The 25,155-nt window shown below is 42.4% G+C and carries 19 protein-coding genes, 1 tRNA gene and 1 riboswitch; of the genes, 15 read left to right on the forward strand and 5 right to left on the reverse strand.

Annotation, left to right across the window (positions count from 1 at the left end; all coding sequences use genetic code 11):
* Positions 1-6: 6 nt before the first annotated feature.
* The 4 genes from I8J31_RS02285 to metK all read right to left on the reverse strand — a co-directional run bounded on the left by I8J31_RS02285 (position 7) and on the right by metK (position 4,255).
* Positions 7-633, reverse strand: a complete 627-nt coding sequence (locus tag I8J31_RS02285) for an OmpA family protein (protein ID WP_233402533.1) — start codon at positions 631-633, stop codon at positions 7-9.
* Positions 627-2,132 carry a TolC family outer membrane protein gene (locus I8J31_RS02290; protein ID WP_199466593.1) on the reverse strand — a complete coding sequence of 502 codons (1,506 nt, stop codon included), beginning with the start codon at positions 2,130-2,132 and terminating at the stop codon, positions 627-629. The genes I8J31_RS02285 and I8J31_RS02290 overlap by 7 nt, the downstream gene beginning before the upstream one ends.
* 136 nt (positions 2,133-2,268) lie before the next feature.
* Positions 2,269-3,000, reverse strand: coding sequence for a 16S rRNA (uracil(1498)-N(3))-methyltransferase (locus I8J31_RS02295; protein ID WP_199466595.1), 732 nt, complete (start codon positions 2,998-3,000; stop codon positions 2,269-2,271).
* A gap of 91 nt (positions 3,001-3,091) precedes the next feature.
* Complete coding sequence (metK, locus tag I8J31_RS02300) at positions 3,092-4,255, reverse strand: methionine adenosyltransferase (protein ID WP_199466596.1); 1,164 nt, start codon at positions 4,253-4,255, stop codon at positions 3,092-3,094.
* Positions 4,256-4,333: 78 nt separating this feature from the next.
* Positions 4,334-4,409, reverse strand: a riboswitch (SAM riboswitch).
* Positions 4,410-4,628: 219 nt separating this feature from the next.
* On the opposite strand from metK, the gene tkt reads away from it, so the two are divergent.
* The 11 genes from tkt to serA all read left to right on the forward strand — a co-directional run bounded on the left by tkt (position 4,629) and on the right by serA (position 18,624).
* Positions 4,629-6,629, forward strand: a complete 2,001-nt coding sequence (gene tkt, locus I8J31_RS02305) for a transketolase (protein ID WP_199466597.1) — start codon at positions 4,629-4,631, stop codon at positions 6,627-6,629.
* A gap of 114 nt (positions 6,630-6,743) precedes the next feature.
* Positions 6,744-7,760 (forward strand): type I glyceraldehyde-3-phosphate dehydrogenase, encoded by a 1,017-nt coding sequence (locus I8J31_RS02310; RefSeq protein WP_199466598.1) that lies wholly within the window; start codon positions 6,744-6,746, stop codon positions 7,758-7,760.
* Positions 7,761-7,814: 54 nt separating this feature from the next.
* A complete protein-coding gene (locus I8J31_RS02315) occupies positions 7,815-8,978 on the forward strand; it encodes a phosphoglycerate kinase (protein WP_199466599.1) in 1,164 nt (387 codons plus the stop codon).
* Positions 8,979-9,241: 263 nt separating this feature from the next.
* Entirely contained in the window at positions 9,242-10,309 is a 1,068-nt protein-coding gene (fba, locus tag I8J31_RS02320) for a class II fructose-bisphosphate aldolase (RefSeq protein WP_199466601.1), read from the forward strand.
* Between the two features lie 110 nt (positions 10,310-10,419).
* Positions 10,420-10,504, forward strand: a tRNA-Leu gene (locus tag I8J31_RS02325).
* A 140-nt stretch (positions 10,505-10,644) separates the two neighbouring features.
* Positions 10,645-11,754, forward strand: coding sequence for a substrate-binding domain-containing protein (locus I8J31_RS02330; RefSeq protein WP_199466603.1), 1,110 nt, complete (start codon positions 10,645-10,647; stop codon positions 11,752-11,754).
* Entirely contained in the window at positions 11,742-14,330 is a 2,589-nt protein-coding gene (locus tag I8J31_RS02335) for a LuxQ periplasmic sensor domain-containing protein (RefSeq protein WP_199466605.1), read from the forward strand. Before I8J31_RS02330 ends, I8J31_RS02335 begins: the two co-directional genes overlap by 13 nt.
* Positions 14,327-15,022: a 5'-methylthioadenosine/S-adenosylhomocysteine nucleosidase gene (gene mtnN, locus I8J31_RS02340; protein ID WP_199466607.1), complete on the forward strand. Its 696-nt coding sequence runs from the start codon at positions 14,327-14,329 to the stop codon at positions 15,020-15,022. The genes I8J31_RS02335 and mtnN overlap by 4 nt, the downstream gene beginning before the upstream one ends.
* Positions 15,023-15,994 carry a hypothetical protein gene (locus tag I8J31_RS02345; RefSeq protein ID WP_199466608.1) on the forward strand — a complete coding sequence of 324 codons (972 nt, stop codon included), beginning with the start codon at positions 15,023-15,025 and terminating at the stop codon, positions 15,992-15,994. It abuts the gene before it with no gap.
* A 98-nt stretch (positions 15,995-16,092) separates the two neighbouring features.
* Positions 16,093-17,202: a tRNA (uridine(54)-C5)-methyltransferase TrmA gene (trmA, locus tag I8J31_RS02350; protein WP_199466609.1), complete on the forward strand. Its 1,110-nt coding sequence runs from the start codon at positions 16,093-16,095 to the stop codon at positions 17,200-17,202.
* Positions 17,203-17,388: 186 nt separating this feature from the next.
* Entirely contained in the window at positions 17,389-18,624 is a 1,236-nt protein-coding gene (gene serA, locus I8J31_RS02355; protein ID WP_199466610.1) for a phosphoglycerate dehydrogenase, read from the forward strand.
* A gap of 79 nt (positions 18,625-18,703) precedes the next feature.
* On the opposite strand, the gene I8J31_RS02360 is transcribed toward serA, so the two are convergent.
* On the reverse strand, positions 18,704-20,674 hold the full coding sequence (locus I8J31_RS02360; protein ID WP_233402534.1) for a methyl-accepting chemotaxis protein: 1,971 nt from the start codon (positions 20,672-20,674) through the stop codon (positions 18,704-18,706).
* Between the two features lie 352 nt (positions 20,675-21,026).
* Between I8J31_RS02360 and I8J31_RS02365 the strand changes: the two genes are divergently transcribed.
* From I8J31_RS02365 to I8J31_RS02380, 4 genes are all read left to right on the forward strand, one after another.
* Positions 21,027-22,136, forward strand: coding sequence for an extracellular solute-binding protein (locus tag I8J31_RS02365; RefSeq protein ID WP_199466611.1), 1,110 nt, complete (start codon positions 21,027-21,029; stop codon positions 22,134-22,136).
* Positions 22,137-22,222: 86 nt separating this feature from the next.
* Positions 22,223-23,305 (forward strand): ABC transporter ATP-binding protein, encoded by a 1,083-nt coding sequence (locus I8J31_RS02370; RefSeq protein WP_199466612.1) that lies wholly within the window; start codon positions 22,223-22,225, stop codon positions 23,303-23,305.
* On the forward strand, positions 23,298-24,185 hold the full coding sequence (locus I8J31_RS02375; RefSeq protein ID WP_199466613.1) for an ABC transporter permease: 888 nt from the start codon (positions 23,298-23,300) through the stop codon (positions 24,183-24,185). Before I8J31_RS02370 ends, I8J31_RS02375 begins: the two co-directional genes overlap by 8 nt.
* A complete protein-coding gene (locus I8J31_RS02380; RefSeq protein WP_199466614.1) occupies positions 24,182-24,976 on the forward strand; it encodes an ABC transporter permease in 795 nt (264 codons plus the stop codon). Before I8J31_RS02375 ends, I8J31_RS02380 begins: the two co-directional genes overlap by 4 nt.
* Positions 24,977-25,155: the final 179 nt, after the last annotated feature.

The raw sequence follows: 25,155 nt of genomic DNA on the forward strand, positions 1-25,155 counted from the left end.
GTGTGTTTATTGAATATTTTTGTCCACGCTATATATATTCCACCTTTCGTTAACTATGACTTTTTTGGCAAAGACTTCTGCCACGACTCTGCGATTTTTTGCCCTACCTTCAGGGGTACTATTATCGGCTATTGGGCTTGTTTCACCATGGCCAATGGCGATGACTTGTTTGGCGGGAATTTTAAAGCTGTTTATTAAAATAGAAGATATTGCATTGGCTCTGTCTTGCGAAAGCTTAAGGTTTGCTGAGGTGCTGCCAATCTCATCTGTATGGCCATTTATCTCAGCATCACTCCCCGGGTTGGCGCGTAAGAAGTCCGCTAGCTTTTTTATTTCACTATAAAAGCGAGGTTTAATATCACTTTTACCGAATTCGAATAAAACCTTGAGTTCTACGGAGAGTAGCAGTGTTTTGGTTGAAGGGCAGCCAAGGTTATCTATTTTGGCGCCAAGAGGGGTGTATTCACAGTGGTCCCGAGCGTTGATTACACCATCATGGTCATCATCTTTTAATGAAGTATTTTCTGGGCGGTGATCATATAAACTATTACTGAGCAAGGTATCGCTATGGGGTTGGTATAAGCTCAGTCCCATAGCTAAAAGTATTATTAACCAGCTAGTAGCTATTACCAAGACCCAGATCCCTTATCAGCGTCAATAAATAATTCTTTTTCTAGTGCTTTGGTATTTTGCTTGCTTGGCTCTGCATTGTCTACAGGAGAATCGATATCTATGGCATTGAATTCTGCTGCTTGAAGTTCTTCAATTGCGCTTGGGCCTGATACTGGAGGAGGGATATCGTTGTTAAATTCGTCGTCAAAGCCAAGTATTTGTGGGCGGAAAATGCGAAATGCGCGCATGAGTTCGCCTTTTGCGTTAAATAAACGGAATTCAGAAAATAGCTCGTCATAATCGGCATTCACATAATCTTGGCGGGCTTGAAATAACTCGTTCTCACTATCCAATACGTCTAATAGCGTTCGGCGTCCTAGGCGGAATTGTTTTTCATAGGCGACTTGAGACTCTTTTGTGGCAATAACATATTGTTGTATATGCTTCTTTTGACCTGTCGTAGCCTCAAAAGCCGCCCACGCGAGTCGTACCGTTAATTCTGTGTCACGGATAGTGTTGCGATGAATCTCAGAAGTTTGGGCGTTTTGTTGAACCGCGACGGTTTTTTGATGTTTATATGAGCCGCCGCTATAAAGGTTGTAATTTAGCCTGACCATGGCGAGCAAGTCTTCTTTTGGTCCTTCTGAACCATCTATGTTGTTGTTCCACGTGCGCTCTAGAGTGAAATTCACTGTTGGATATAGACTGCCTTTAGTCGCTTCAATAAAGCTATTTGTTGCTGCGACATCCCATTTTGCGCCTTCAATAGCAGGGTTCTTTTTAAGGGCCTGGTTAATGGCGTCCGTTAAATTATGAGGTAATAAATCTTGGTCTGGTACTGGGTAAATAAGGTCTTTTGGTGGGAGCTCACCAACGGTTTTTTTGTAGTTACTTTCTGCGTCGCTAAGGTTGTTTATTGCAGCGAAGTGGTTGGCATGAGCTTTAGCAAGGCGCGCTGTAATTTGGCTTAAATCAGATTTACGGCCGACACCGGTATCACTTTTTAATTTGATTTGTTTGTAAATACGCTGATGAGTTCTTAGGTTTAAGTCTGCTAGTGCAACGAGTTCACGGTAGCGTAATACATTAGCATAGGACTGCGCGACTTCCAGCGCCGTATTTTCAACGGAAATAAGTGCTTCCCATCGGTCAGCCTCAGCTTCATGCCTTAACCTTTCAATTTCATTTTTTGTGGAAAAGCCATTAAATATTGGCTGGTTAAGCGATAGGCTTAATTCTCTTCTCGTCAGCTTCACATCATCAGAGCTTGTTTCGTCCGCATAAGTCGTTTCATGCCCTACTCCTGCAGAGAGGTCCACACTTGGGAAGTAGCCTGAGTGTCGGGTCGTTTCAGCATTTGCTTTAGACTCTCTGTATTTGGCAATGGCTCCCCTGACAGTTGGACTATTTTCAATAGCAATGTAGGTTGCTTCTTCCAATGTCATGGCCTGCAAGCTATTGGGGAGTATGAAGGCTCCAGCCAATGAAATGACGCAGGTTAGATAAGTGCGGTATAACATGATCGATAGATCCTATAATGTATTATATTGCTTGATACTAGGGCCATTGTATTAATGGGTATGTTGTTGTTATGTGAATTGCGCCTAAAAATTGATAAGAAACGTATTTTTCTATTTCTTAATTATAGAGCTCAAATCAGATATCTCCCCACAGGCTATTAATTACGCTTAAAGCAATAACAGGAGCCGTTTCTGTTCTGAGTATTCTAGGCCCTAGGGAAATACTATGAAACCCCTGTATTTTAGCGCCTTCTACCTCATTTTCAGTTAACCCGCCTTCAGGTCCAATTAATAACGCGATTTGATTATTCGTAGGGCATGAAAATGAATGGATGGGCTTTGGGCTATGATGGTGCAGGGCAAACTTTAACATATCGCTACAATTAATCAGCCATTCCTTTAAACCGATTGGAGGATGAATATGCGGGACTATTCCTCTGCCACACTGTTCTGCAGCACTGATGGCGATTTGTTGCCAATGTTGGATACGCTTTTCTATACGATTTTCTTGTAGTTTTACTTCACAGCGTTCGCTGAACAAAGGCTGAATAGCATAGACGCCGGCTTCAACGGATTTTTGTATGGCGTAATCCATGCGTTCACCACGAGATAAGGTTTGCCCTATTGTTACCTTTATTGGCGATTCATTATTCAGTGATTCAAAGTGAGAAATAGCAATGTTCGCAGAGCGTTTTTCGACGTCGCACAAGACAGCATGAAATTGACCGCCTTTTCCATTAAAGACCCGAATAGGGTGGTCAGATTTCAAACGTAATACTTTACATAGATGCTGAAAAGCAGAGTCAGGTAAGGCAACTATAGTGTTTTCGCTGAGTTCTGAATCAATAAAAATTCTTGGAATACGCATGCCTTACCTCATATAAAATAAAACCACAGAAATAAAAAAGCCTTCTTTTGCGTTAGCTGAAAAGAAGGCTTTATAACGAAAAGTCAGTAGATTATAAACCAGCTGCTTTACGTAATGCGTCTGCTTTGTCTGTTTTTTCCCAAGTGAAGTTTTCACCGGTACGACCGAAGTGCCCATAAGCCGCAGTAGGTAAGTAGATTGGGCGTTTTAAATCCAGCATCTTGATCAAGCCCGCAGGGCGAAGCTCGAAGATATCACGTACTAATTCAACAATTTTGGTGTCGCTAATTTTCCCAGTACCAAAAGTATTAATGCTGATAGAAGTCGGTTCAGCTACGCCAATAGCATAGGACACCTGAATTTCACATTTGTCTGCAAGGCCGGAGGCAACAATGTTTTTCGCCACATAACGACCAGCGTAAGCGGCGGAGCGGTCAACTTTTGATGGGTCTTTGCCAGAGAAAGCCCCGCCGCCATGACGAGCCATGCCGCCGTATGTATCAACAATAATTTTTCGACCGGTCAGGCCGCAATCACCGACTGGACCACCGATAATGAATTGGCCTGTTGGGTTGATGAAGTATTTGGTTTCTTTTGATAGCCATTCTGCAGGAAGAACTGGTTTGATGATTTCTTCCATAACCGCTTCACGAAGATCAGCTTGTTTTACGGCTGCACTGTGTTGTGTAGAAAGAACTACTGCGTCGATAGCACAAGGCTTGCCATGTTCGTCGTAGCGGAAAGTAACTTGGCTCTTTGCGTCTGGACGTAGAAAGTTTAAGGCACCGCTTTTACGTACTTCTGCTTGGCGCTGAACTAAACGGTGGGCATAGGTGATAGGAGCTGGCATCAATACGTCTGTTTCGTTGGTAGCAAAGCCAAACATCAGACCTTGGTCGCCTGCACCTTGTTCGTGTTCTTCTGCTTCGTCAACTCCCATGGCAATTTCGGCTGATTGTTTACCAATAGCATTCATGACCGCGCAAGATTCCCAATCGAATCCCATCTCTGAGCTGTTGTAGCCGATTTCACGGATAACACCACGGGCAATTTCTTCGATATCAACCCAAGCATTGGTTCGAACTTCGCCAGCAACGAGTACCATGCCTGTTTTCACGAGCGTTTCACAGGCAACGCGAGCTTCTGGGTCTTTTTCTAGAATGGCATCTAGAATGGCATCAGAGACTTGATCTGCAATCTTGTCTGGGTGGCCTTCAGAGACAGATTCTGAAGTAAATAAAGAATATTCTGACATGTTTAGAGCCTCTATCAACTTATGATGGATAAGCGCTAAATAGGTATAAAAAAACCCGCTTAGCATTTGGGTCAGCTAAACAGGTGATTATGTTTCTGTTTAGCTGATTTTATATAGCGTCCGCAAGCCGAGACAAATCGACGCTGTTTTTAAGTCAGTAAATGATCTACTACCTTTGGTGAAATATCAACCCAATTAAGAGAGATTAGTGAGTAAATACCCTGCTTTTTTGCTAGGATATCGTGCAAACTTATGTCGTTTCATTTTTCTGTCTAATCTTGGGGTTAACTTTTGACTGAAGATTGCTAGAAGGACCCATTAGGGTGGAAAATGACTTTTTATTGTTCGTTAAGCTATCAGGAGTGGAATAACAATGCCGTCTCGTAAAGAACTTGCTAACGCCATACGCGCTTTGAGTATGGATGCTGTGCAAAAAGCTAACTCAGGTCATCCAGGTGCTCCAATGGGGATGGCTGATATTGCTGAAGTATTGTGGAATGATTTTTTGAAGCACAACCCTAGCAATTCAAAATGGGTCGACCGTGACCGCTTTGTTCTGTCTAACGGTCATGGTTCTATGCTGATTTACTCGTTATTACACCTTTCTGGTTATAACTTGCCAATTGGTGAATTGAAACAGTTTCGTCAGCTGCATTCTAAGACCCCTGGGCACCCAGAATACGGTTATACCGATGGTGTAGAAACAACAACTGGGCCACTTGGCGCGGGTATTAGTAACGCAGTCGGTATGGCTATTGCTGAAAAAACCTTGGCGGCTCAGTTTAACCGTGACGGTCATAATGTGGTTGATCACAATACCTATTGCTTCCTTGGCGATGGTTGTTTGATGGAAGGTATTTCCCATGAAGCTTGCTCATTGGCTGGTACTCTAGGCTTAGGTAAGTTGGTCGCCTTTTGGGATGACAATGGTATTTCTATTGATGGCCATGTCGAAGGCTGGTTTACAGATGATACACCAAAGCGTTTTGAGTCTTATGGTTGGCATGTCATTGCAGATGTGGATGGTCATGATCCCGCCTCCATAAAAGCAGCAATTGAAGCGGCAAAAGCGGAAACCAGTAAACCTACACTGATTTGCTGTAAGACTATTATCGGTTTTGGATCACCAAACAAATCTGGTAGCCATGATTGTCATGGTGCTCCTCTAGGGGATACCGAAATTGCAGCCGCTCGCGAATTTCTTGGCTGGAAACATGCGCCATTTGAAGTTCCTGCTGATATTTATTCTGGTTGGGATGCGAAAGAAGCTGGCGCTGCTCGTGAGACTGAATGGAATAGTGCGTTTGCGTCATATCAGTCTGCTTACCCTGACTTAGCGGCAGAATTTGAACGTCGTGTAATGAAGGGCGACTTACCTGCGGACTTTGAAGCAAAAGCGCAAGCATTCATTCAAGAATGCCAAGACAAAGGTGAGAATATTGCCAGTCGTAAAGCATCGCAAAATGCCATCGGTACCTTTGGTGCTATGTTGCCTGAGTTGCTAGGAGGCTCTGCTGATTTAGCTGGGTCTAACCTTACTCTATGGTCTGGTTCTAAAGGCATTCAAAACGATCCTGCAGGTAACTATGTTTACTACGGTGTTCGTGAGTTTGGTATGAGCGGCATTATGAACGGTGCATCTTTGCATGGTGGTTTCATTAATTATGGTGCGACCTTCATGATGTTCATGGAATATGCACGTAATGCGGTTCGTATGTCGGCCTTGATGGGAATCCAGAATATTTTTGTTTACACCCATGACTCTATTGGTCAGGGCGAAGATGGTCCAACTCACCAGCCAGTTGAGCAGTTAGCTAATTTACGTATGACACCCAATATGTCTGTATGGCGTCCATGTGATGCCGCTGAAACGGCCGTTGCTTGGAAAGCGGCAATTGAGCGTCGTGATGGACCAACGTCTTTGGTTTTCAGTCGTCAAGGTCTATCAGCCCAAGCTCGTAGTGCTGAACAGTTAGCCAATGTTGCGAAAGGTGGCTATGTTTTACAAGATTGTGCGGGAGTTCCTGATATTATCTTGCTAGCAACAGGATCTGAGATTGGTTTAGCAATGGCTTCTGCTGAAGCGTTAAGTGCAAAAGGTAAGAAAGTACGAGTTGTTTCTATGCCATCGACGAGTGTGTTTGATGCTCAGGATGCGGCTTATAAAGCGTCTGTTTTACCGAGTAATGTAACTAAGCGTATTGCCATAGAAGCGGCTCACGTTGATTACTGGTACAAATATGTTGGCTTTGAAGGGGCTATGGTTGGTATGACGACCTTCGGTGAATCGGCACCCGGTGGTGATTTGCTTAAGCACTTTGGTTTCACTGTTGAGAATGTTGTTGAAACCGCTGAAAAAATCTTAGCGGCATAACTTTCTGCAATAAGATAAGAAAAGAGATGTGCAATTTGTATGTCTCTTTTTTCATTTATTAAGAGGGCGACGAGGTGATTGTCTCGTTTTTCTTTGCGATGAAGTAGTAGGACTATGTTGCGAGTCGCTATCAATGGTTATGGCCGAATAGGGCGCTCGGTTTTACGAGCACTTTATGAAAATGGCTATCGCGATCACATTCAAGTGGTGGCAATTAATGAATTGTCTGATATTGAGACAATGAGTTATCTAACGCGCTATGACACAACTCATGGCCGGTTTCCTAGGTCTGTTGTTACTAGAGGCAATATTCTAGTGATCGGTGACGATGATATTTTATGTTTTTCTTGCGTTCGCTCGGATGAGCTGGATTGGACTTCTCTTGATTTAGATATGGTTTTAGAATGTTCAGGAAGCTTTTCAGGGCGAGATGGCGCTCAAGCTTATTTAGACGCTGGAGTGCCGAGAATCTTACTTTCTCAGCCAGCGGCGGCGGATGTAGATGCAACGATTGTTCATGGGTTTAATCAGCATGACATAGAGAAAACGCATACGATTGTTTCCGCCGCATCCTGCACGACAAACTGTTTGATTCCTGTTTTAGACGTGATAAAAAATTTTGCTGGTGTGTTGCATGGAACAACACAAACGATTCATTCTGCGATGAATGATCAACCGATAATTGATGCTTATCATACTAAAGATTTGCGTTTAACCCGTGCGGCATTAAGTTCAATCATTCCTGTGGATACGGGATTAGCAAAAGGTATCACACGATTGATGCCGGAGCTTGATGGAAAAATGGGGTGTAACGCAATCAGGGTGCCTACGTTGAATGTATCTGTGATCGATGTTGTGTTACGTACAGAGGTTGATGTCACTGTTGAACAAATAAACGCACAATTACGACAAGCGGCAAACGCAAAATACGCTGAATTAATGGGGTTCACAGAAGAGGAACATGCTTCTGTCGATTTTAACCATGATCCACGTTCGGTTATTATTGATGCCACGCAGACTCAAGTAGTCGATGGCCGTATGGTGAAGCTCTTGTGCTGGTTTGATAATGAATGGGGTTACGCAAATCGAATGCTTGATGTTGCTAAACACTGGGCAAAATTGATTGATTAATAAAGTCTATCCTGAAATTTAACATCGAATTTTTCAATGACGGGGAAATCGTACATGACTGTAATTAAGATGAAAGACATAGATTTAGTGAATAAACGAGTGCTTATTCGCGAGGATTTAAATGTCCCTGTAAAAGATGGCAAGGTAACGAGCGATGCTCGAATTCGTGCAGCTTTACCGACATTGAAACTGGCTTTGGCTGAAGGTGCTAGGGTGATGGTTATGTCGCACCTAGGTCGTCCTATAGAAGGTGAATACGCTGAGGAGTTTTCTCTTCAGCCTGTTGCGAATCACTTGTCGATTTTACTTGGTCAAGATGTGCCTTTAGTGAAAGATTGGCTTGATGGTGTTGAAGTCGAGTCTGGTGAATTGGTACTCGTTGAGAACGTTCGTTTTAACACGGGTGAGAAAAAAGACGATGAGGCTCTCTCTAAAAAAATGGCGGCTTTGTGTGATGTCTTTGTGATGGATGCTTTTGGTACAGCGCATCGAGCTCAAGCTTCTACTCACGGTGTGGCTAAGTTCGCACCGATTGCTTGTGCCGGCCCTTTGTTAGCGGCTGAGCTAGATGCTCTAGAAAAAGCGCTTGCTAAACCTGCTTATCCCATGGCTGCTATTGTTGGCGGCTCTAAAGTTTCAACTAAGTTGACAGTACTTGAGTCATTGTCAAATAAAGTGGATCAATTAATTGTTGGTGGTGGTATAGCCAATACTTTTTTGGCTGCGGCAGGCTTCCCTGTAGGTAAATCTTTATATGAAGAGGACTTAATACCTCAAGCGAAGGCGTTAATGGCAAAAACCAGTATTCCGCTTCCTGAAGATGTTGTCGTTGCGACTGCATTTTCTGCTGATGCGGAAGCGATCGTTAAAAATGCCGCTGATGTTGGTGAAAATGATATGATTTTGGATATTGGTCCTAAAGCATCGACTGCTTTTGCCGCCTTACTGGAAAAATCTCAGACGATTATTTGGAATGGCCCTGTTGGTGTGTTTGAGTTCGACCAATTTGGTGGTGGTACGAAAGCATTGGCAATCGCTATTGCCAATAGTGAAGGTTTTTCTATTGCTGGTGGCGGTGATACCCTTGCTGCTGTTGATAAGTATGATATCGCAGATCGAGTGTCCTATATTTCGACGGGCGGTGGTGCCTTTTTAGAGTTTGTTGAAGGAAAAGTGCTACCAGCTGTTGCGATGTTGGAGTCACGCGCGCAAAATTAGAATATATAAGAGCGACGAAGATTGTTCTAAATAATAAGAGCGTAAAGCTCACCACGCTGACCTTAATATATAATTAAGAGTTAGTGGGCATAAAACTAGAGAGTGACCCGCTTGGCACTTGTGCCAAGCACGACAATAACGATAAGGCGTAAGCCACATAGAGCACTGTAGAAAGTGGTGCCGATGAATAAATAAACAGAGAGTTCACCGTAACTCCGTCTTCTATGAAAACCATAGAAGACACATTGTCAGAGGAAACTTTTATGCCTTTAATTAGTATGCGTCAATTGCTAGATCACGCCGCCGAACATAGCTATGGTTTGCCTGCTTTTAATGTTAATAACATGGAGCAGGTCAAAGCCATTATGGAGGCGGCTGATGAAGTTAATTCTCCTGTAATTATGCAGGCGTCCGCAGGCGCTCGAAAATACGCCGGATCACATTTTCTTCGCCATTTAATTGCCGCAGCGATTGAAGATTACCCGCATATCCCTGTGGTGATGCATCAGGATCATGGTACGTCGCCAGCAATTTGCCAGCGCTCTATACAGCTTGGCTTTTCATCAGTAATGATGGATGGTTCCTTGATGGCGGACGGAAAATCCCCAGCCAGCTATGATTACAACGTTGATGTTACTCGCCGGACAGTGGAGTTTTCTCATGCCTGTGGCGTGTCTGTGGAAGGTGAACTTGGTGTTTTAGGTTCACTAGAAACTGGTGAGGCTGGCGAGGAAGATGGTGTTGGTGCAGAGGGTATTTTGACCATGGATCAAATGCTAACCGACCCTCAAGAAGCAGTTGATTTTGTTAATGCAACAGGTATTGATGCTTTGGCTGTTGCGATTGGTACGAGTCATGGCGCATACAAGTTTACTCGTCCACCGACGGGCGATATTCTTGATATTGAGCGTATTGCGAAAATTGTTGAGTTGTTACCTAATACTCATATTGTATTGCATGGTTCTTCTTCCGTACCGCAGGATTGGTTAGAGATTATCAATGAGTTTGGTGGCGATATTCCTGAAACCTATGGGGTGCCTATCGAAGAAATCGTTAAAGCGATTCGCTATGGGGTGCGCAAAGTGAATATCGATACAGATCTACGCTTGGCGGCAACGGGTGCCATTCGCCGTAGCTTGGCTGAACATAAAGGTAACTTTGACCCTCGTAAGTATTTAACTGAGAGCATTAAAGCGATGAAAGCGGTTTGTATTGATCGTTATGAGGCATTTGGTTGTGCTGGTCAGGCGTCACGCATTCATACGATAGACCTTGAGGAAATGGCAGTACGCTACGAGCATGGTGAATACAGCAATGGCCGAACTTTTTAAAATTTGGTGTATGTCATTGCTAGGGCGTCGCTTTTCTTTTATTTTTTAAAGAAAATAGAAAAAAACAGTTGACCCTAAAAATGGTTTGCCTATAATGCTCGCCATTCCTTGCGGGAGTGGTGGAATTGGTAGACACGCTGGATTTAGGTTCCAGTGCTTCACGGCGTGAGAGTTCGAGTCTCTCCTTCCGCACCAAATTTAAAAAAGCTGACTTTATGTCAGCTTTTTTTATGTCTTAAATTTATACCTTTCTTATATTTTCTTGTTCTGTTTATCTCTAAAACTCGCTAATCTGGTTAGAATGTCTCTTTACATGAGAGTGTGTTGGATCCTAGATGCGTAGATTATTTATTGCTCTTGTTTCTGCCTTTACTATATTGGCCGCTTCTGTCCCTATTGTGCAGGCCGCTAATCTGTTGCCCAATTTGATGAGCAGTCATGACTTTTATCAGGCGTATCCAAGGCAGTTGCCATTGGCTGAACAATTCTCAAATATAGTAGCTTCCTCTGCTAGCCCTCTTGCTGTACCTCAAAGTAAGTCTATTAATGTTGCGTTGCTATTATTTGGTGACTCAAAGTCTACGAAGAATAGGGCATTATTATTGTCTTTCAAGCAACGTATGCGTGAATTGAGAATTGATTACCGCTTGACCGTTTATGTTGATAAGTCTGAGTTTGCAGATGATCTGGATAGCTATTTTGAAATAGTAAATTTACAGCCCGATTATCTCGTTGTAACAGGGTTCCATCGAACGTCGAGACAATTTGTAGAGCGTTTTTTACACGCAGGAAAGCCAAAAGTTATTTTTTATGATTTAGCAACACCTTTACTTCATTGGATGAATCATTCTCCTTTAATTTATATTGGTTCTGATCAAGTAAAGGCGACAAAAATGTTAGCCAGCTATCTTGATCGTCAGTTACTTCCTAATGCCATTATTGCTGCATTCATATTACCTGCTGGTTACCTTAGTCATTCACGGTGTGATGTGTTTTTAGACGAAATGACGAAATACAATCGACCAATAAAGCAGATAAATATGATTACGGATAACCAAAAAAATGCCAAACAAGCGGCAACTCGTTTATTGAGAGCATCATCGGTCGATTTTATTTTTAGTTGTTCGCAAAATATTGCTAATGGCGTTATTGCCGCACTTGAAGAAAATAAAGTCTTTACTGGAGCGCAAACAAACAGTTGGGGGGGGGCGGTTCAGGATATTAACAATTTACAGGGGCAAAAACTCAAAGCCAGTGTTCTCTTTATGCGGGATGATTTATCTATTGCAATAGCTGAAGCGATAAAACTTGATATGGAAGGGAAAGGTATGCCAAAGCTCTATGTTGCTCATACTTCGCTTATGCCAGCGGAGCTAGACTTGGAAAGTCTTCATCTAATGATACAGCGAGCTTATCGTTATTCGGCGGTTTTATGGAAAGAATAGCGACCAGTTTACGGCAACGTTTACAGAACCAGATATTGCTATTGCTAGGTGTAACGTTTTTAGTCATGACTGCGATCATGCTGTATTTCTTGGAGCTTCAGAATAGATCATCTGAGGCACCTCGTCTTGCATTAAGGCATCAGATTGTTGAACAGGCATTTAATAGTTATTTGGCTCGGGCTGAATATGAGATGAGTTTCATTAGTCAGGATTTATTACTTAAGGACTATAAACCTGGTCGTGAGCTAGACATGCTTTTTAGTAATAGCGATGTTTTATTTTTTGGGGGGTTAGACTTCTTTTATATTGAGAGGGTGAATGGCTCACATTCGATTGACCCTCGTGCCCGCCTTTTTACTAAGGTGGATCTGAAAGAGCCGCTGTCATTGGGAAAGATTAATTTGTGGATAAAAACAGTCACAGATGATGGGGCTGTTTTTTTGATCTATAAAAAGAAACTTATGTCAGAGGAGCAGGGCAACCTTGGTTTTTTGTATGGGTTTATTTCTTTAAATAATAATTTAACCCTAGCGAATGAATTGTTAACGAGTTCTCAAGCAGATATGGTGCGGATTTATGATAATGCTAATAATAATATTTTATTGGAAGAGCGACAGGTAGGGGAAAATTTATCTGGGCAATTGTTGAAAACACGAAGCCCTCTGTCCACCCCGATTAGTGCGGATTTACAACTTGAGCTCGTACAAAAAAATAAACCATTAGCAACGATTCTATCACGGGGCTTAGTGCCAATATTATTTATTAATTTGGCTTTATTCTGTTTGTATTTTGCACTTGTCTATATCATTAAAAAATGGTTGTTTTTACCGTTAAAAGCCATGGCCTACCAAAATCAATATGATGTTCTACCATTCATTGAGCTACAACCCCTTCAGGAACAAGTAAGTCAAGATAGGGCTTTTATTAAGGCTAAGGAGAGTCGCTTTCAGTTACTAATAGAGTCTACTCATAACGCTATTATTTTTTGCAGTGAAGTAGCTGAAATAGACATGATTAATAGTGAGGCACAATCTATTTTTCCTGATTATAAGTCTGCGCGGACGGTTTTTGATTTCTTACCGATTACCTGCCATCAAGCGATACAAGAGGCGCTAAAAGGAGAGGTTGGTATCACTTTTGATTTGACCGTTACAAGTATTGGGCGAATCTATCACTGGCAAGCCCATTCATTTAAAAATGAGAGCTCTTATCGGGGGCTTGTTTTAATTGGCAGAGATATTACCTATGAATCGAGCTTGCTGTGGCAATTAGAACAGTTGCGACCCGGTTCACTTGCTGTACAAAAAAAAGTAGAAGTGGATGCTTTGTTAGATGAACTGGAATACTTATCAACCCTTCCAGATTATGTTTCACATAGGCAGTTACAAGGTTGGTTGTCGTTACTTATTTCTGTTTTGGAGGGAGTGAGCTGTGAAAGTAGGGAGTTATCGAGTGATGTATTAGGAGAGATGATTGCTGAGGAAAATTTGTTTGTTTCTAGTAGGCTTGGGATGGAAACAACTCAGATAGAGATAGAATGTTCAGTTGTTGTTGGTGCAACCCTGTTTGAGGTGGACTTAGCGTTCAGAAACTTATTACGTGTTCTGTATATGTTAGTGATAGCGAGTGACCTGGAAGAAAAGCGCTTGTCATTTTCTCTTGATGAGGGCGTTTTAAAGATCATGGCGATCACTGATATGGCGTCTAGGTTGTTACCTTCTTGGTTAGTCGCTACATTATTGGAGCGGCTTGGCGGTGAGCAAAAAGCATATGTCAATAATCTCTTTCAGCTTCATTTGCCCATTCATGTTGTTAGTGCAGAAATAGAGCCATTAAGTAAAGCATTAGTGGTTGCTTGGGTGGTGAATGATTATTCTAATGCTGAACATATACATAGTCTTTTATTGAGATTAGGTCTGGGGGTCGAGCAGTATATTTCGGCAGATAGTTTTTTTACTCAGTCTCGGTCTATCGCTAAGTTTGATGCGGTTGTGATTGGTTGTGATCAAGATGTTGAGGCTCAAGCGAACATAACGACAGCTCTTAAGGCACAGCATCATAGAGATGACCTTCCATTAGTCTGGTTAAATACTCACCAACCTCTGGATCCCGAGGAAAATGATTTAACACTATTCGGTTGTGTATTTGATCATAATTTATATAAAGTTTTACAAAAAGCCTTCTTGCTCGATGGCATTGTCCCAATGAACTTTGGTAATGAAAGCCATACGTGGGTGATTGTTGGTGGTAGTCGTGTTGCTAAGGCTATTTGGTATGCCGAATTAGAGCAGCGAGAAATTGCATCCCAATGGCTAGCGGATCTTTCTGGTTATCATGCTGTACTACCTTATTATCCAGATGCTGTTGTCGTACTTTTAGACCCTCAACCTAAAGAGTCTTTGTTGGCAATTCAGGTCTCTTTCCCTTCTGTACATCTGTTTGCGCTACAAAAGTGGGATGGTATGGCAGATAATGTGATGCTGTTTGAGATGCAAGCGCCTTACTCAAGTGACAAGATAATAATGCTAAAAGATTATGTCGATACGAAAATAAAGAATAGTAGGAGCAATGAATGAGCGTAATTGGGTTAATTGGTGCCATGGACGAAGAAGTCGCGGTAATTAAATCTTGGATGACGGATATCCGTGAAGAGAGCGTGGCTGGTTGTGATTTTTTTGTTGGCCACTTTCAAGGAAAAGAAGTGGTTCTATTAAAATCGGGAATAGGTAAAGTCAATGCCGCCGTATCGACGACTTTGTTGTTGTCTAAATTTCACCCAGAATATGTGATTAATATTGGTTCTGCCGGTGGCTTTGATGCAGATTTAAAAGTTGGAGACATAGTGATCTCTGATCAAGTTGTACATCATGATGTGGATGTCTCTGCGTTTGGTTATGCCATGGGTCAGGTGCCTAGCATGCCGGCAACCTATGAGTCTGATGCAGGCCTTGTCAGTCAGGCTAGAAAAGCGGTTCAAAATGCTACACAGGTGCAAGCAAAAGTCGGCTTAATTGGTACCGGTGATAGTTTTATGAATGACCCTATTCGTGTTGAGGTGGTGCGTAAACTTTTTCCTAGCTTGGTCGCTGTGGAAATGGAAGCGGCCGCGGTTGCGCAGGTTTGTTTTAAATTTGGAACGCCTTTTGTTGTTGTTCGCTCTTTATCTGATATTGCTGGCAAGGAATCACCTCAAAGTTTTGAGGAATACTTGAAGGTGGCGGCTGAGAATTCTTCGCTGATGATTCAGCAAATGCTCAAAGGCGACTAGATGCTATTTTGGCAAAAAGGATTGATGGCCTTATGCTGCTTTTGCCTATTACCTTCTTCCTTATTTGCCGATACGGAAGATAAGGTGATAAAAAAAACAGATGAGCAGGAATTCTCTTGGTGGCAAGCAGCTCATCAATCCGCTTCTAAAACCGTTGCCATTTGGTCTAGCGGTATTGATACTGCTTTGTCTGGTAAGGCAAGCAGTACACCCGATGATAGTCAGGTAAAGATTCGATTTGGCCCTATTATCAATGAAGATTCGGTATCTGGTTTTTTTGATTTTAAGGCGCGCCTTAAGTTGCCTAATACTCAGGATCGGCTGCGTTTGGTCATTGAATCAGATGGGGATTCCTTGCTGCAAGAAAATGTATTGAGGGAATCTTCGGAGAGTGGTGACGTGGTGGACTCTGCATTGGGCTCCAGAGTATCGGCTGCCGTACGCTATATAAAAACACAATGGGGTGCGGAGTTTGATGCTGGTATCTTGGTGGATTTTCCATTGGATCCGTTCTTTCGTTTTCGCTTTCGACAAGGTAATGAGGATGCCGAGGAGTGGCGCTGGTGGCAGCAAGAAGAAGCTTTTGCCTATTACTCGAAAGGTGTGGGAGCTCGTTATTCGCTCGGTGTTAGCCATCAAGTGAATGCGACATTTGGCTATGGTAGTGACCTAGGTGTTACCTGGCTTGATGGCGACGGATTACTTTACTCACGGGAGAATTTTTTTGTTCAGCATATGGTGGATGAACAAAATCGTTTTCGTTACCAACTTAGCTTTTTGCAATCTGGGGCGTCTAAGTTGCAAGCGGATAGTTTTTTGTACTATGTGGAATACGAACACTTACTTCATAAAAATTGGCTGATAGGCAAGGTTAAACCTCAGATGACCTATGAAGCTGATAAAGACTACCGAGCTGAACCTTCTCTGACCTTGTCTTTGGAAATCTTGTTGGGCCATCGTTATCTCCATTAAAGAGGTGATCTTGTTTGTGGATTAGATTTGTCTGCGAGGAACTCGTATAATGCCGCGCCCAATGCTAATTAGTTTCCATCGTTTTAAGAGAATGAGTCATGAGACCGGATCAAATCCAACCTGAAATGTATGAACAGCAGCTACTAGACAAGCAGACTGAATTGGCTTTTTTGATGGCGGACTTGGCACTTCCTGAAATGGAGGTTTACGCCAGCGAACCTTCCCATTATAGAATGCGGGCAGAGTTTCGGATTTGGCATGATGGTGATGATTTATATTACGCTATGTTTGATTCGGCGGACCCTAGAACCCCAATTCGAACGGATCAATTCCTTGCTGCCTCCTATTTGATTAATGAGTTGATGCCAAAATTGCTTGATGCTGTGCGGGATACTCCGATATTGCGCCATAAGCTTTTTCAGGTGGATTTTCTAACGACTACAACAGGTGAAGCGTTAATTAGCCTGCTTTACCATAAGCCGATTGATGAGGAGTGGAATGCGGCTGCACAGGGTCTTAATAAGGCTTTTCCAGCTTGTCATTTTATTGGCCGCAGTCGGAAGAAAAAACAAATCTTGACCCGTGACTTTGTGATGGAAACCTTGACTGTCAATGGGCAAAAATTCCATTACCAACAGGTGGAGAATAGCTTCACTCAACCTAATGCTGGGATTAACGAAAAAATGCTAGAGTGGGCGCTTGATGTCACTAAAGCGTGTTCGGGCGATTTACTTGAAATGTATTGTGGTAATGGTAATTTCTCGATTCCGTTAGCCCGCGGCTTTGATCGAGTTGTTGCGACTGAAATCTCGAAAGTCTCCGTGAACTCCGCTCAGCTCAATATCGAGATAAATGGTATGAGCAATGTTCAGGTGGTAAAGATGGCCAGTGAAGATGTTTCGGCCGCGTTGAATGGTGATGTTGAATTGCCAAAGAGCCTTGTGCAAGCGGGTGTTAGTGAGTTATCCCCATCGGTTGTATTGGTTGACCCACCTAGAGCTGGTTTGGATGATGCAACGGTTGAATTGATTCGTAAGGTAGACAATATACTTTATATATCATGCAACCCTGAGACGTTGAAAGTGAACCTCGAGGCGCTATCGAGTACTCATAAGGTGACTCGATACGCTATGTTTGACCAATTCCCTTATACGCATCATGTTGAAACCGGTGTGTTTTTAGAGCGACATTCAGAAATTATTGCTTAAGATGATTACTTTAATGCTGTGATTGTGATGTTGTTATAGAAGCCACAGGCGATGTGGCTTTTTTATGAGTATTATTCTCTTAAAAGTGAAGGACTTTCCTTTATCTGTTGATTCGGTCATTACAGGATCTGTGTTATCATCTGCCGCAACTTTATTCCCCACTACCATAGAGAAGTCGAACGAGCCATGAGTACCAACACCAACTCACTAGACAAAAATAAAATCAAAATCTTGTTATTAGAAGGCGTTCATCAGTCCGCATTAGATGCATTGCATGACGCTGGTTACACGAATATTGAATATCACAAAACCGCTTTGGCGGAAGATGAGTTGATTGAGAAAATCTCGGACGCGCATTTTATTGGTATTCGTTCTCGCACTCAACTGACTGAAAAAGTGTTAGAAAAAGCGAATAAGTTGGCTGCTATTGGCTGTTTTTGTATCGGCACCAATCAAGTAAATTTAGAGGCAGCAAGCTCAAAAGGTATTGTTGTATTTAACGCGCCGTATTCTAATACTCGAAGTGTGGCTGAGTTGGTGCTTGGTCAGCTGATTTTATTATTACGCGCTATTCCTGCAAAAAATGCGGCATGTCACCGTGGTGGCTGGATTAAGTCTGCAGTGGGTTCCTATGAGACTCGTGGCAAGCGCCTTGGCATTATTGGTTATGGCAGCATTGGTACGCAACTGAGTGTATTAGCTGAATCTTTAGGTATGGAAGTTTGCTTCTACGACATAATAACTAAGTTGCCATTAGGTAATGCTCGCCAAATAAAAAGCTTGAAAGAGCTGCTTTCTACCAGTGACATTATTAGTTTACATGTCCCTGAAACCAACTCGACTAAGATGATGATTGGCGCTAAAGAAGTGTCTCAAATGAAGAAGGGTTCTATTTTCATTAATGCTTCTCGCGGTACTGTCGCGGATCTTGATGCGGTAGCAGAAGCCATTAAAGCTGGTGATCTTGGTGGCGCAGCAGTGGATGTTTTCCCTGTTGAACCTAAAGGTAATGCGGAAGAGTTTGTTTCTCCGTTACGTGGCTTGGATAACGTGATTTTAACGCCTCATATTGGTGGTAGCACCATGGAAGCGCAGGAAAATATCGGTATTGAAGTCGCTGAGAAGCTAATTAAGTACTCTGATGTGGGTACTACGATTGCAGCGGTTAACTTTCCTGAGGTGGCACTGCCGGCTCAAGCGGATAATCATCGTATTCTGCATATACATGAAAACCGTCCTGGTGTGCTTTCTAATATCAATGCTATTTTTTCTGAACATAACATTAACATTACAGGTCAATACCTTCGTACTACGGAGAAGCTAGGCTATATGGTGATGGATGTTGATGCAGAAGAGGGTGAGCTGGCTTTAGAGAAAGTAAAACAAGTTGAAGGGACAGTTAAAGCGCGTGTTTTGTTCTAAGAACAATATCTAGCATTAACTTGTATAAACAAAAAATCCAGCCTCGGCTGGATTTTTTTGTGTGAAGCCGAATCAATATTTATTGGTTGATACCCAAGGTGGCTGTGATGTCTTGAATTTTTTGTTTGATACTACTTGTCATTTTTTCCATGAATTGTTCGGATTCGTCTGCTTGACCTCTTACTTTATCTACAGCCTTGTTTAAGCCACTCATACCGAGTTTTTGTTCTTCTGCATATCCTGTGGCTTTTTGCGCTAAGTAAGATGATTGTTCTGATTTTTCTAGTACCTCTTTGGCTGATTGGCCTAGTGTTTGAGTCAATGTTCTTTGTTCACTCGACGCGGTTTCAATTAAATCTAAGTTTTTTCGTAGTTTGCTTGTGGCTAAGGTGAGCAGAGAGAAAATTCCAGTAATTTCTTCGAGAGACTGTTGTGTACGACTAGAAAGACTACGTACTTCGGTTGCTACCACCGCAAAGCCACGGCCGTGTTCGCCTGCCCGGGCTGCTTCGATTGCCGCATTTAAAGCTAATAGGTTGGTTTGTTCCGAAATGTCTTTGATACCAGTGACAATGGAAGCAGCATTAGAAACAGAAGACTCTAAATCCACTAAAGACCTTTTGCTGCTTTCTAGGCGTTCTACTGTAGTTTGGTTGGCTGTTTCGAGAGCCGTTGCTTGTTTTACACTGTGTCTCATGGCGGTATTAGTGTCTATCGCATAGGTTTCGACTTCACGAGATCTAACTTCTGCTTTGTTGGCTAATACATCAATTTGGTTGGCCATTGTGAGTGTGCCATCTAGCTCCTGTTTAGAGGCTGTACTTAAGGAGTGAACTTCTGCGAAAGCATTTAGCATTTCATTGAGAGATCGAGAAATGTTGGCTAGTTCATTATCTCTCTGCTGGCGTTGAACGGCGACTTGCTCCAAATAGCGGTTCAAATAATGGGCAATATCTGAAAGTTCATTTTTACTTTTACCTACTTCGAGAGTATTTGTGTTTTGGTGCTCAACAAGGTTCTTTACTGCAATGTATAAATTTTTAGCACTTTTCACGACGACTTTATTTTGAAAAGTATGCACTAAAATAGTGGTTAAGATCATTAAAACAACAAACACAGAAAAAGCCACCAGTGTTTGTTTTTGTGTTGTTTGAGCGTTTTTTTGAATGGTATTTGTGCCATTTTTTATGGTGATTTCAAGTTGAGAAATAAGCGACCGTATTTTGGTTTTAGCTAGAGTTGCTTGCTGAATGTTTTTCAAGCTCGAGTCGACGTCTTTTAAGTATCGGCTTGACCATGTATGAAGCTCACTTTTTGTTTCTTCGAGTGGGTCTGAGGTTTCTTCTGTGTCTTCTTCTCCCCATCCCATTAATGACGATAAATCATCTTCTGAATCTTCGTTGTCACTGTTACTTAAATTGAGAATAGGTAAGGTATTGAAGTCTTGAATACTAGCTTTAAACAACTCAATAGACTGCTTTAAACGATTGTGATTCTCTGCTGTGGGGTTGGCTAAGTAATCATCTTTTGAGCTGCTGATATGGGTAAGGTCTGCGTATAAGGTGGCTTGGCTGATTAAATAGGGAGCCGTAGATTCTAGATCGTTTTGTGATTGGAATTCTTGGATCTTTTCCGCCAATGTATCTAAAGAAAGCAGTGTTTGGCGTTCATTATTTTCAATTAAGGCAAATGGGCTGCCTGAAAGCTTTCCTGCCGCTCTTACATCGGATTGAAGACTGTCCTTTATTGCAGATAATTGTTTGTGAATCGGCTCTTTTACGGTATCGGGTAATGTATCTAGTTTTGGATAGATTGTATTTTCTATGAATTCGGATGTTGTTTGTAGAGCGGATGCTTCTCCTGAAGATAGATAGCCTTCGACCTGTTGTTTGAGATCCACAGATGAATATTCCCATACTTGAGTGTAGGTATCGCTTTGCTCAAAGGCGTCACGAAACTTCATGAGACTCCAGAGTAATAAGGCAATTAGCACCACAGCGATGACGAGATAGCTGGCCGTGGTGGTTCTGGTGACATGGGATATTTTCAAAGTAGAGCTCTCTTTATTATTTACATAATGTTACGAACAAGACTACTTTAATATGAGTGTGTGACAGAAATGTGACGGCGGTGATTTAAGGAAAGATATGGTGCTAGAGTATTTTGTTTTGTCTGTAAGCGCCTTATTGTGACCTATAAGCGTCGTAAGTCGTGTTAACCCTGTCTAATTGGAAAAAAAACTTCCATGGTCACTTTTTCGTCATTATTTTGTATTAAATTGGAATAGAGTTTAAGCGAGCGTTTAAGGAATGGGATTTTCTCGTACACCTATGGTTAGGTGTTGAGCATCTTTCACTATGAAATAACAAAATAAATATATTGAAGATATAAGGAGCTCCAGAATGACTATCTCACGTCGTCAATTCGTTAAAAGTGCCTCTATTGCAGGTGCTGTTGCCGCGACACCGTTTTCAGTAAACCGTGCAATTGCTGCTAATAAAGAGCTGCGCATTTATGCGTGGGCTGGCTATATCACAGATGAAATGTTGGCTGACTTCAAAGCAAAGACGGGGATTCATGCCACCTTCACTCCATATGGCACCAATGATGAGTTAATGAACTCTCTGCGTGCAACGGATGGCACAGGTTTCGATATCATTATGCCGACAGTTGACCGTGTTCCTGGCTATGTTGATTACAATCTGGTTCAGCCTCTCGATGTTAAACGCATCAACTGGAGTGGTTGCTTAGATAGTGCGCTTGCTGGTTCGGATGTTGGTGGTGTGGTGAATGGTAAGCGTTATTTTGCTCCTTCAGATTGGGGTACGGAAGCGATTTCTTACAATAAGAATGACGCAAAAATAAGTAACGAATTAAGCTATGGTGACTTGTGGTTACCTGAGAATGCTGGTGGCGTTACCGTTCGTGGTCATTCTGCGTTGGTTGGTATTGGCCTTTGGTTAGAAAAACAAGGCAAACTTCCTTTCCCATTATTGGATTCCTACAAGACTGAAAAAGCCATGCGTGCGAATTTTGACGTCATTGTTAAGGTGGCTGCTGAGTATAAAAGTTCTATTGCTCAGTTCTGGTCGACTGAAAACGAAGCGCAAGGTGCTTTTCGTACCAATGGTGCTGTCATTGGCCAGACATGGGATAGCACTGCATTTAAACTTCAATCCGAGGGTGAACCTATTGCTTATGGGGCACCGAAAGAAGGTGCGTTGGCTTGGATGGAAGGCTTTGTCATTCCGAAAAATGCGAATAATGTGGGCTCCGTTTATGAGTTCATTAATTGGTACTACACTCCTGAAGCGGGAGCTATGTTCGTAAAAGCAACGGGCTACAATTCAACTGCAAAAGGGGCTGATGCTTTGCTGCCAGCAGAAACTAAGCAATTTTTCCAAGACTCCTACAGTCAGCAGGATCTTGCGAACCTGTGGTGGTGGCCTATCCAAGAGCCTTGGTATGTTGCTCTGCGTAATGAATACCAAGACCGTTATTTGTCTGCATAATGAGTCAAATAAGCCCCTCGTCGGTATCGGCCTTCGAGGGGCTTTTTTATATCTGTTTTTCTGTTTATTAATTCTTGAGAGGTCGTATGGATAGCAGTGTTCATCTAGACAATGTTGTGATGCAATTCGGCGATTTTACCGCGATTCAAAAAACCGATTTGACGATTAAATCGGGTGAATTTTTTAGCTTTTTAGGCCCTTCCGGATGTGGCAAAACGACTATTTTAAATATGATCAGTGGTTTTCTTGATCCTAGCCAAGGCAATATAAAAATTGGTGGCCAGAGTATGCGAGGCATTCCCGCTAATAAGCGTCCAACATCAATGATTTTTCAAAACCTTGCGTTGTTTCCTCTGATGACTGTTGCCGAAAACATCGAATTTGGTTTAGAGGTTCGAGGTGTATCTAAAGTCGAACGTAAAAAAATTTCTGACCGTCTATTGGAACTCGTGGCACTAGAGGGTAGTGGCACAAAACAAGTATCAGAATTGTCGGGTGGTCAGAAACAGCGTATTGCGATTGCTCGTGCTTTGGCCGTTGAGCCTCAAGTTTTATTGCTCGATGAGCCTTTGTCCGCATTGGATTTGAAGCTTCGTCAACATATGCGTACCGAACTGAAAGAAATTCAACGCAAAACCGGTATTACCTTTATCTATATTACCCATGACCAAGGTGAAGCCTTGACCATGTCGGATCGAGTTGCTGTGATGTCGGCGGGGAATATTCAGCAGGTGGCTGATCCCATTGCCTTGTATCGAGACCCGAAAACCGCTTTTGTTGCCTCGTTTGTTGGTGAAAATAATAGTGTTCGAGGCAAAGTTATTGAAGCTCATGCGGATCGCATTGTTCTAGAGTGTGGGCCGTTGGGAGCATTAGCTGGGCGCCCTCAGGGGAGTTTAGCACTTGGGGATGAAGCAAGGCTATTTATTCGCCCAGAGCACTTTAGATTACAAGCCGAAGAGGGCATGCATACCCTGCAAGCGGTAATTGATGAAGTGAACTTTGAGGGTGCTTATTTGACATTGAATGCCAATACACCAGCGCAGCAGGCTCTATCAATTCAACTGGCAACCCATCAATTTTCTGAGTCATTACAAAAAGGTGCGCCAGTTAGCCTTTCCTATAACGAACAGGATGCCGTTGTTATTGCCGGAGGTGATCATGTTTAGCCAGCTAAAGGCTAGATTCGGACTCGGGCTGACGGTTGGTATTTTAGGGTTGATCGCCATCTGGTTGATCGCTTTAGTTATCTTGCCGCAACTGCTGATGGTTGACTATTCGTTTCGCCCCAATTTATTGCCTGCGGATATCGGTGGGTCAAAAGATGTTTATTCTTTGGTGAATTACGAAACGCTGTTTAACAATAAAATACATCTAGCAATCTTCTTTAAAACGATCTGGTCGAGTGTCTTGGTCACACTGCTAACGCTGTTAGTGAGTTATCCTATTGCTTTTTACCTTGCCAAAGTAGCAACGGCTCGACAGGCCGCCTTGTGTCTTTTATTGCTCATTATTCCTTTTTGGATTAACGAAATTCTCCGTACTTTTTCTTGGTACATTATTTTGGCCTATAAGGGGCCTCTCAATGCTCTTTTGTTAGGGCTAGGTTTTATCGACAGACCGATTCGATTTTTATCTGGAGATGGTGGAGTCATGATCGGCATGGTATACGCCTATATCTTATTTATGATTTTTCCTATCTACAACGCAATTGAAAGCCTTGATACGAACCAAATCAAAGCCGCTAGGAATTTAGGGGCTGGTTGGATTCGTACTCATTACCGAATCATTATTCCTCATGCTAAGCCAGGTATTGCAACAGGTTGCATAATGACTTTTATGTTAGCAGCGGGCAGCTACGCGGTTCCTGCTTTGTTGGGATCGCCGGGAAGTCGATGGTTCACACAAATTATTTACAATTGGTTCTTTGAAGGAGGGAACTGGAATCAAGGAGCAGCTTACGCTTTCTTGTTATTGGTGATGTGTATCGGCTTTATTGCTCTAGTTATGCGTGTCTTTAAAGTTGGCTTGGGAGATATTGCAAAATGAAATCAGCAACCATTATGCGGATCGGTGTTCGTTTTTATATAGGTGTTTTCTTTCTATACCTATTTACTCCTTTAATTATCATGGGGCTGGCTACCTTTAATGATAGTCGCTTTCCAACAGTATCTCCTTGGAAAGGTGTCACTTTAAAGTGGTTTGAAGCCTTGGCTCAAGATGGTGCTATGTGGCAAGCGCTTTGGACGAGCCTTATCGTGGCGCTTGGCGTTTTAATGGTTGCGGTTCCTATTGGCATCTGTTGTGCTTTATTTTTATCGACCTTCCAAGGAAAGGGTAAAACCTTCTTATATTCTTTAATGATGTCTCCCTTACTTACTCCGGGTGTAATTGTTGGTATATCAACACTGATCTTTTGGAAAGGGTTGTCAGTTAGTGGTGGTGTCTTTTTAACTGTGATTGCGCAAACGACCTTTATCGCTGCGTATGTCATGCTAATGGTATTGGCGCGTTTGCAGAGGTTTGATCGGACGCTGGAAAATGCAGCGTTGAGTTTAGGAGCGACTCAATGGCAGGCGTTTCGTCGTATCCTATTACCTTATCTTAAGCCTGCGATCATTTCCGCAGCGGGCATTGCCTTTTTGCAGTCTTTTGAAAACTATAATACGACCTTATTTGTGAAGGGGTATGACACAACCCTTACGGTATATATTGCTTCTAAGGTACGAACGGGATTAACCCCTGCCGTCAATGCGTTGGGCCTAGTAATGATCTCAATTACCGTCTTGCTTGCTATTGTCTATGAAGTAAAGCGTCGTCGAGAAGCTGAAAATAATTAATAACGGATTGATTGTCTTGAAAAGCCTATTTTCGGTACAGGAAATAGGCTTTTTTAATTTTCTTGCTCAAGAAGTGATCTTGTTTCTGAGGTGTTACCTGTATCAAGCATATAAATATGACAAAAAATAAAAAAACTCAAAAAGAGGTTGCGTTGAAAAATCATCAATGTATTATACGC

Source organism: Marinomonas transparens (genome assembly GCF_016463975.1).
Taxonomy (GTDB): Bacteria; Pseudomonadota; Gammaproteobacteria; order Pseudomonadales; family Marinomonadaceae; genus Marinomonas; species Marinomonas transparens.

Bases quoted from the DNA above. Each gene is read 5' to 3' on its own strand.
- I8J31_RS02290 (WP_199466593.1), bottom strand. From the start codon at position 2,132: ATGTTATACCGCACTTATCTAACCTGCGTCATTTCATTGGCTGGAGCC.
- I8J31_RS02295 (WP_199466595.1), bottom strand. From the start codon at position 3,000: ATGCGTATTCCAAGAATTTTTATTGATTCAGAACTCAGCGAAAACACT.
- metK (WP_199466596.1), bottom strand. From the start codon at position 4,255: ATGTCAGAATATTCTTTATTTACTTCAGAATCTGTCTCTGAAGGCCAC.
- tkt (WP_199466597.1), top strand. From the start codon at position 4,629: ATGCCGTCTCGTAAAGAACTTGCTAACGCCATACGCGCTTTGAGTATG.
- I8J31_RS02310 (WP_199466598.1), top strand. From the start codon at position 6,744: ATGTTGCGAGTCGCTATCAATGGTTATGGCCGAATAGGGCGCTCGGTT.
- I8J31_RS02315 (WP_199466599.1), top strand. From the start codon at position 7,815: ATGACTGTAATTAAGATGAAAGACATAGATTTAGTGAATAAACGAGTG.
- fba (WP_199466601.1), top strand. From the start codon at position 9,242: ATGCCTTTAATTAGTATGCGTCAATTGCTAGATCACGCCGCCGAACAT.
- I8J31_RS02330 (WP_199466603.1), top strand. From the start codon at position 10,645: ATGCGTAGATTATTTATTGCTCTTGTTTCTGCCTTTACTATATTGGCC.
- I8J31_RS02335 (WP_199466605.1), top strand. From the start codon at position 11,742: ATGGAAAGAATAGCGACCAGTTTACGGCAACGTTTACAGAACCAGATA.
- mtnN (WP_199466607.1), top strand. From the start codon at position 14,327: ATGAGCGTAATTGGGTTAATTGGTGCCATGGACGAAGAAGTCGCGGTA.
- I8J31_RS02345 (WP_199466608.1), top strand. From the start codon at position 15,023: ATGCTATTTTGGCAAAAAGGATTGATGGCCTTATGCTGCTTTTGCCTA.
- trmA (WP_199466609.1), top strand. From the start codon at position 16,093: ATGAGACCGGATCAAATCCAACCTGAAATGTATGAACAGCAGCTACTA.
- serA (WP_199466610.1), top strand. From the start codon at position 17,389: ATGAGTACCAACACCAACTCACTAGACAAAAATAAAATCAAAATCTTG.
- I8J31_RS02365 (WP_199466611.1), top strand. From the start codon at position 21,027: ATGACTATCTCACGTCGTCAATTCGTTAAAAGTGCCTCTATTGCAGGT.
- I8J31_RS02370 (WP_199466612.1), top strand. From the start codon at position 22,223: ATGGATAGCAGTGTTCATCTAGACAATGTTGTGATGCAATTCGGCGAT.
- I8J31_RS02375 (WP_199466613.1), top strand. From the start codon at position 23,298: ATGTTTAGCCAGCTAAAGGCTAGATTCGGACTCGGGCTGACGGTTGGT.
- I8J31_RS02380 (WP_199466614.1), top strand. From the start codon at position 24,182: ATGAAATCAGCAACCATTATGCGGATCGGTGTTCGTTTTTATATAGGT.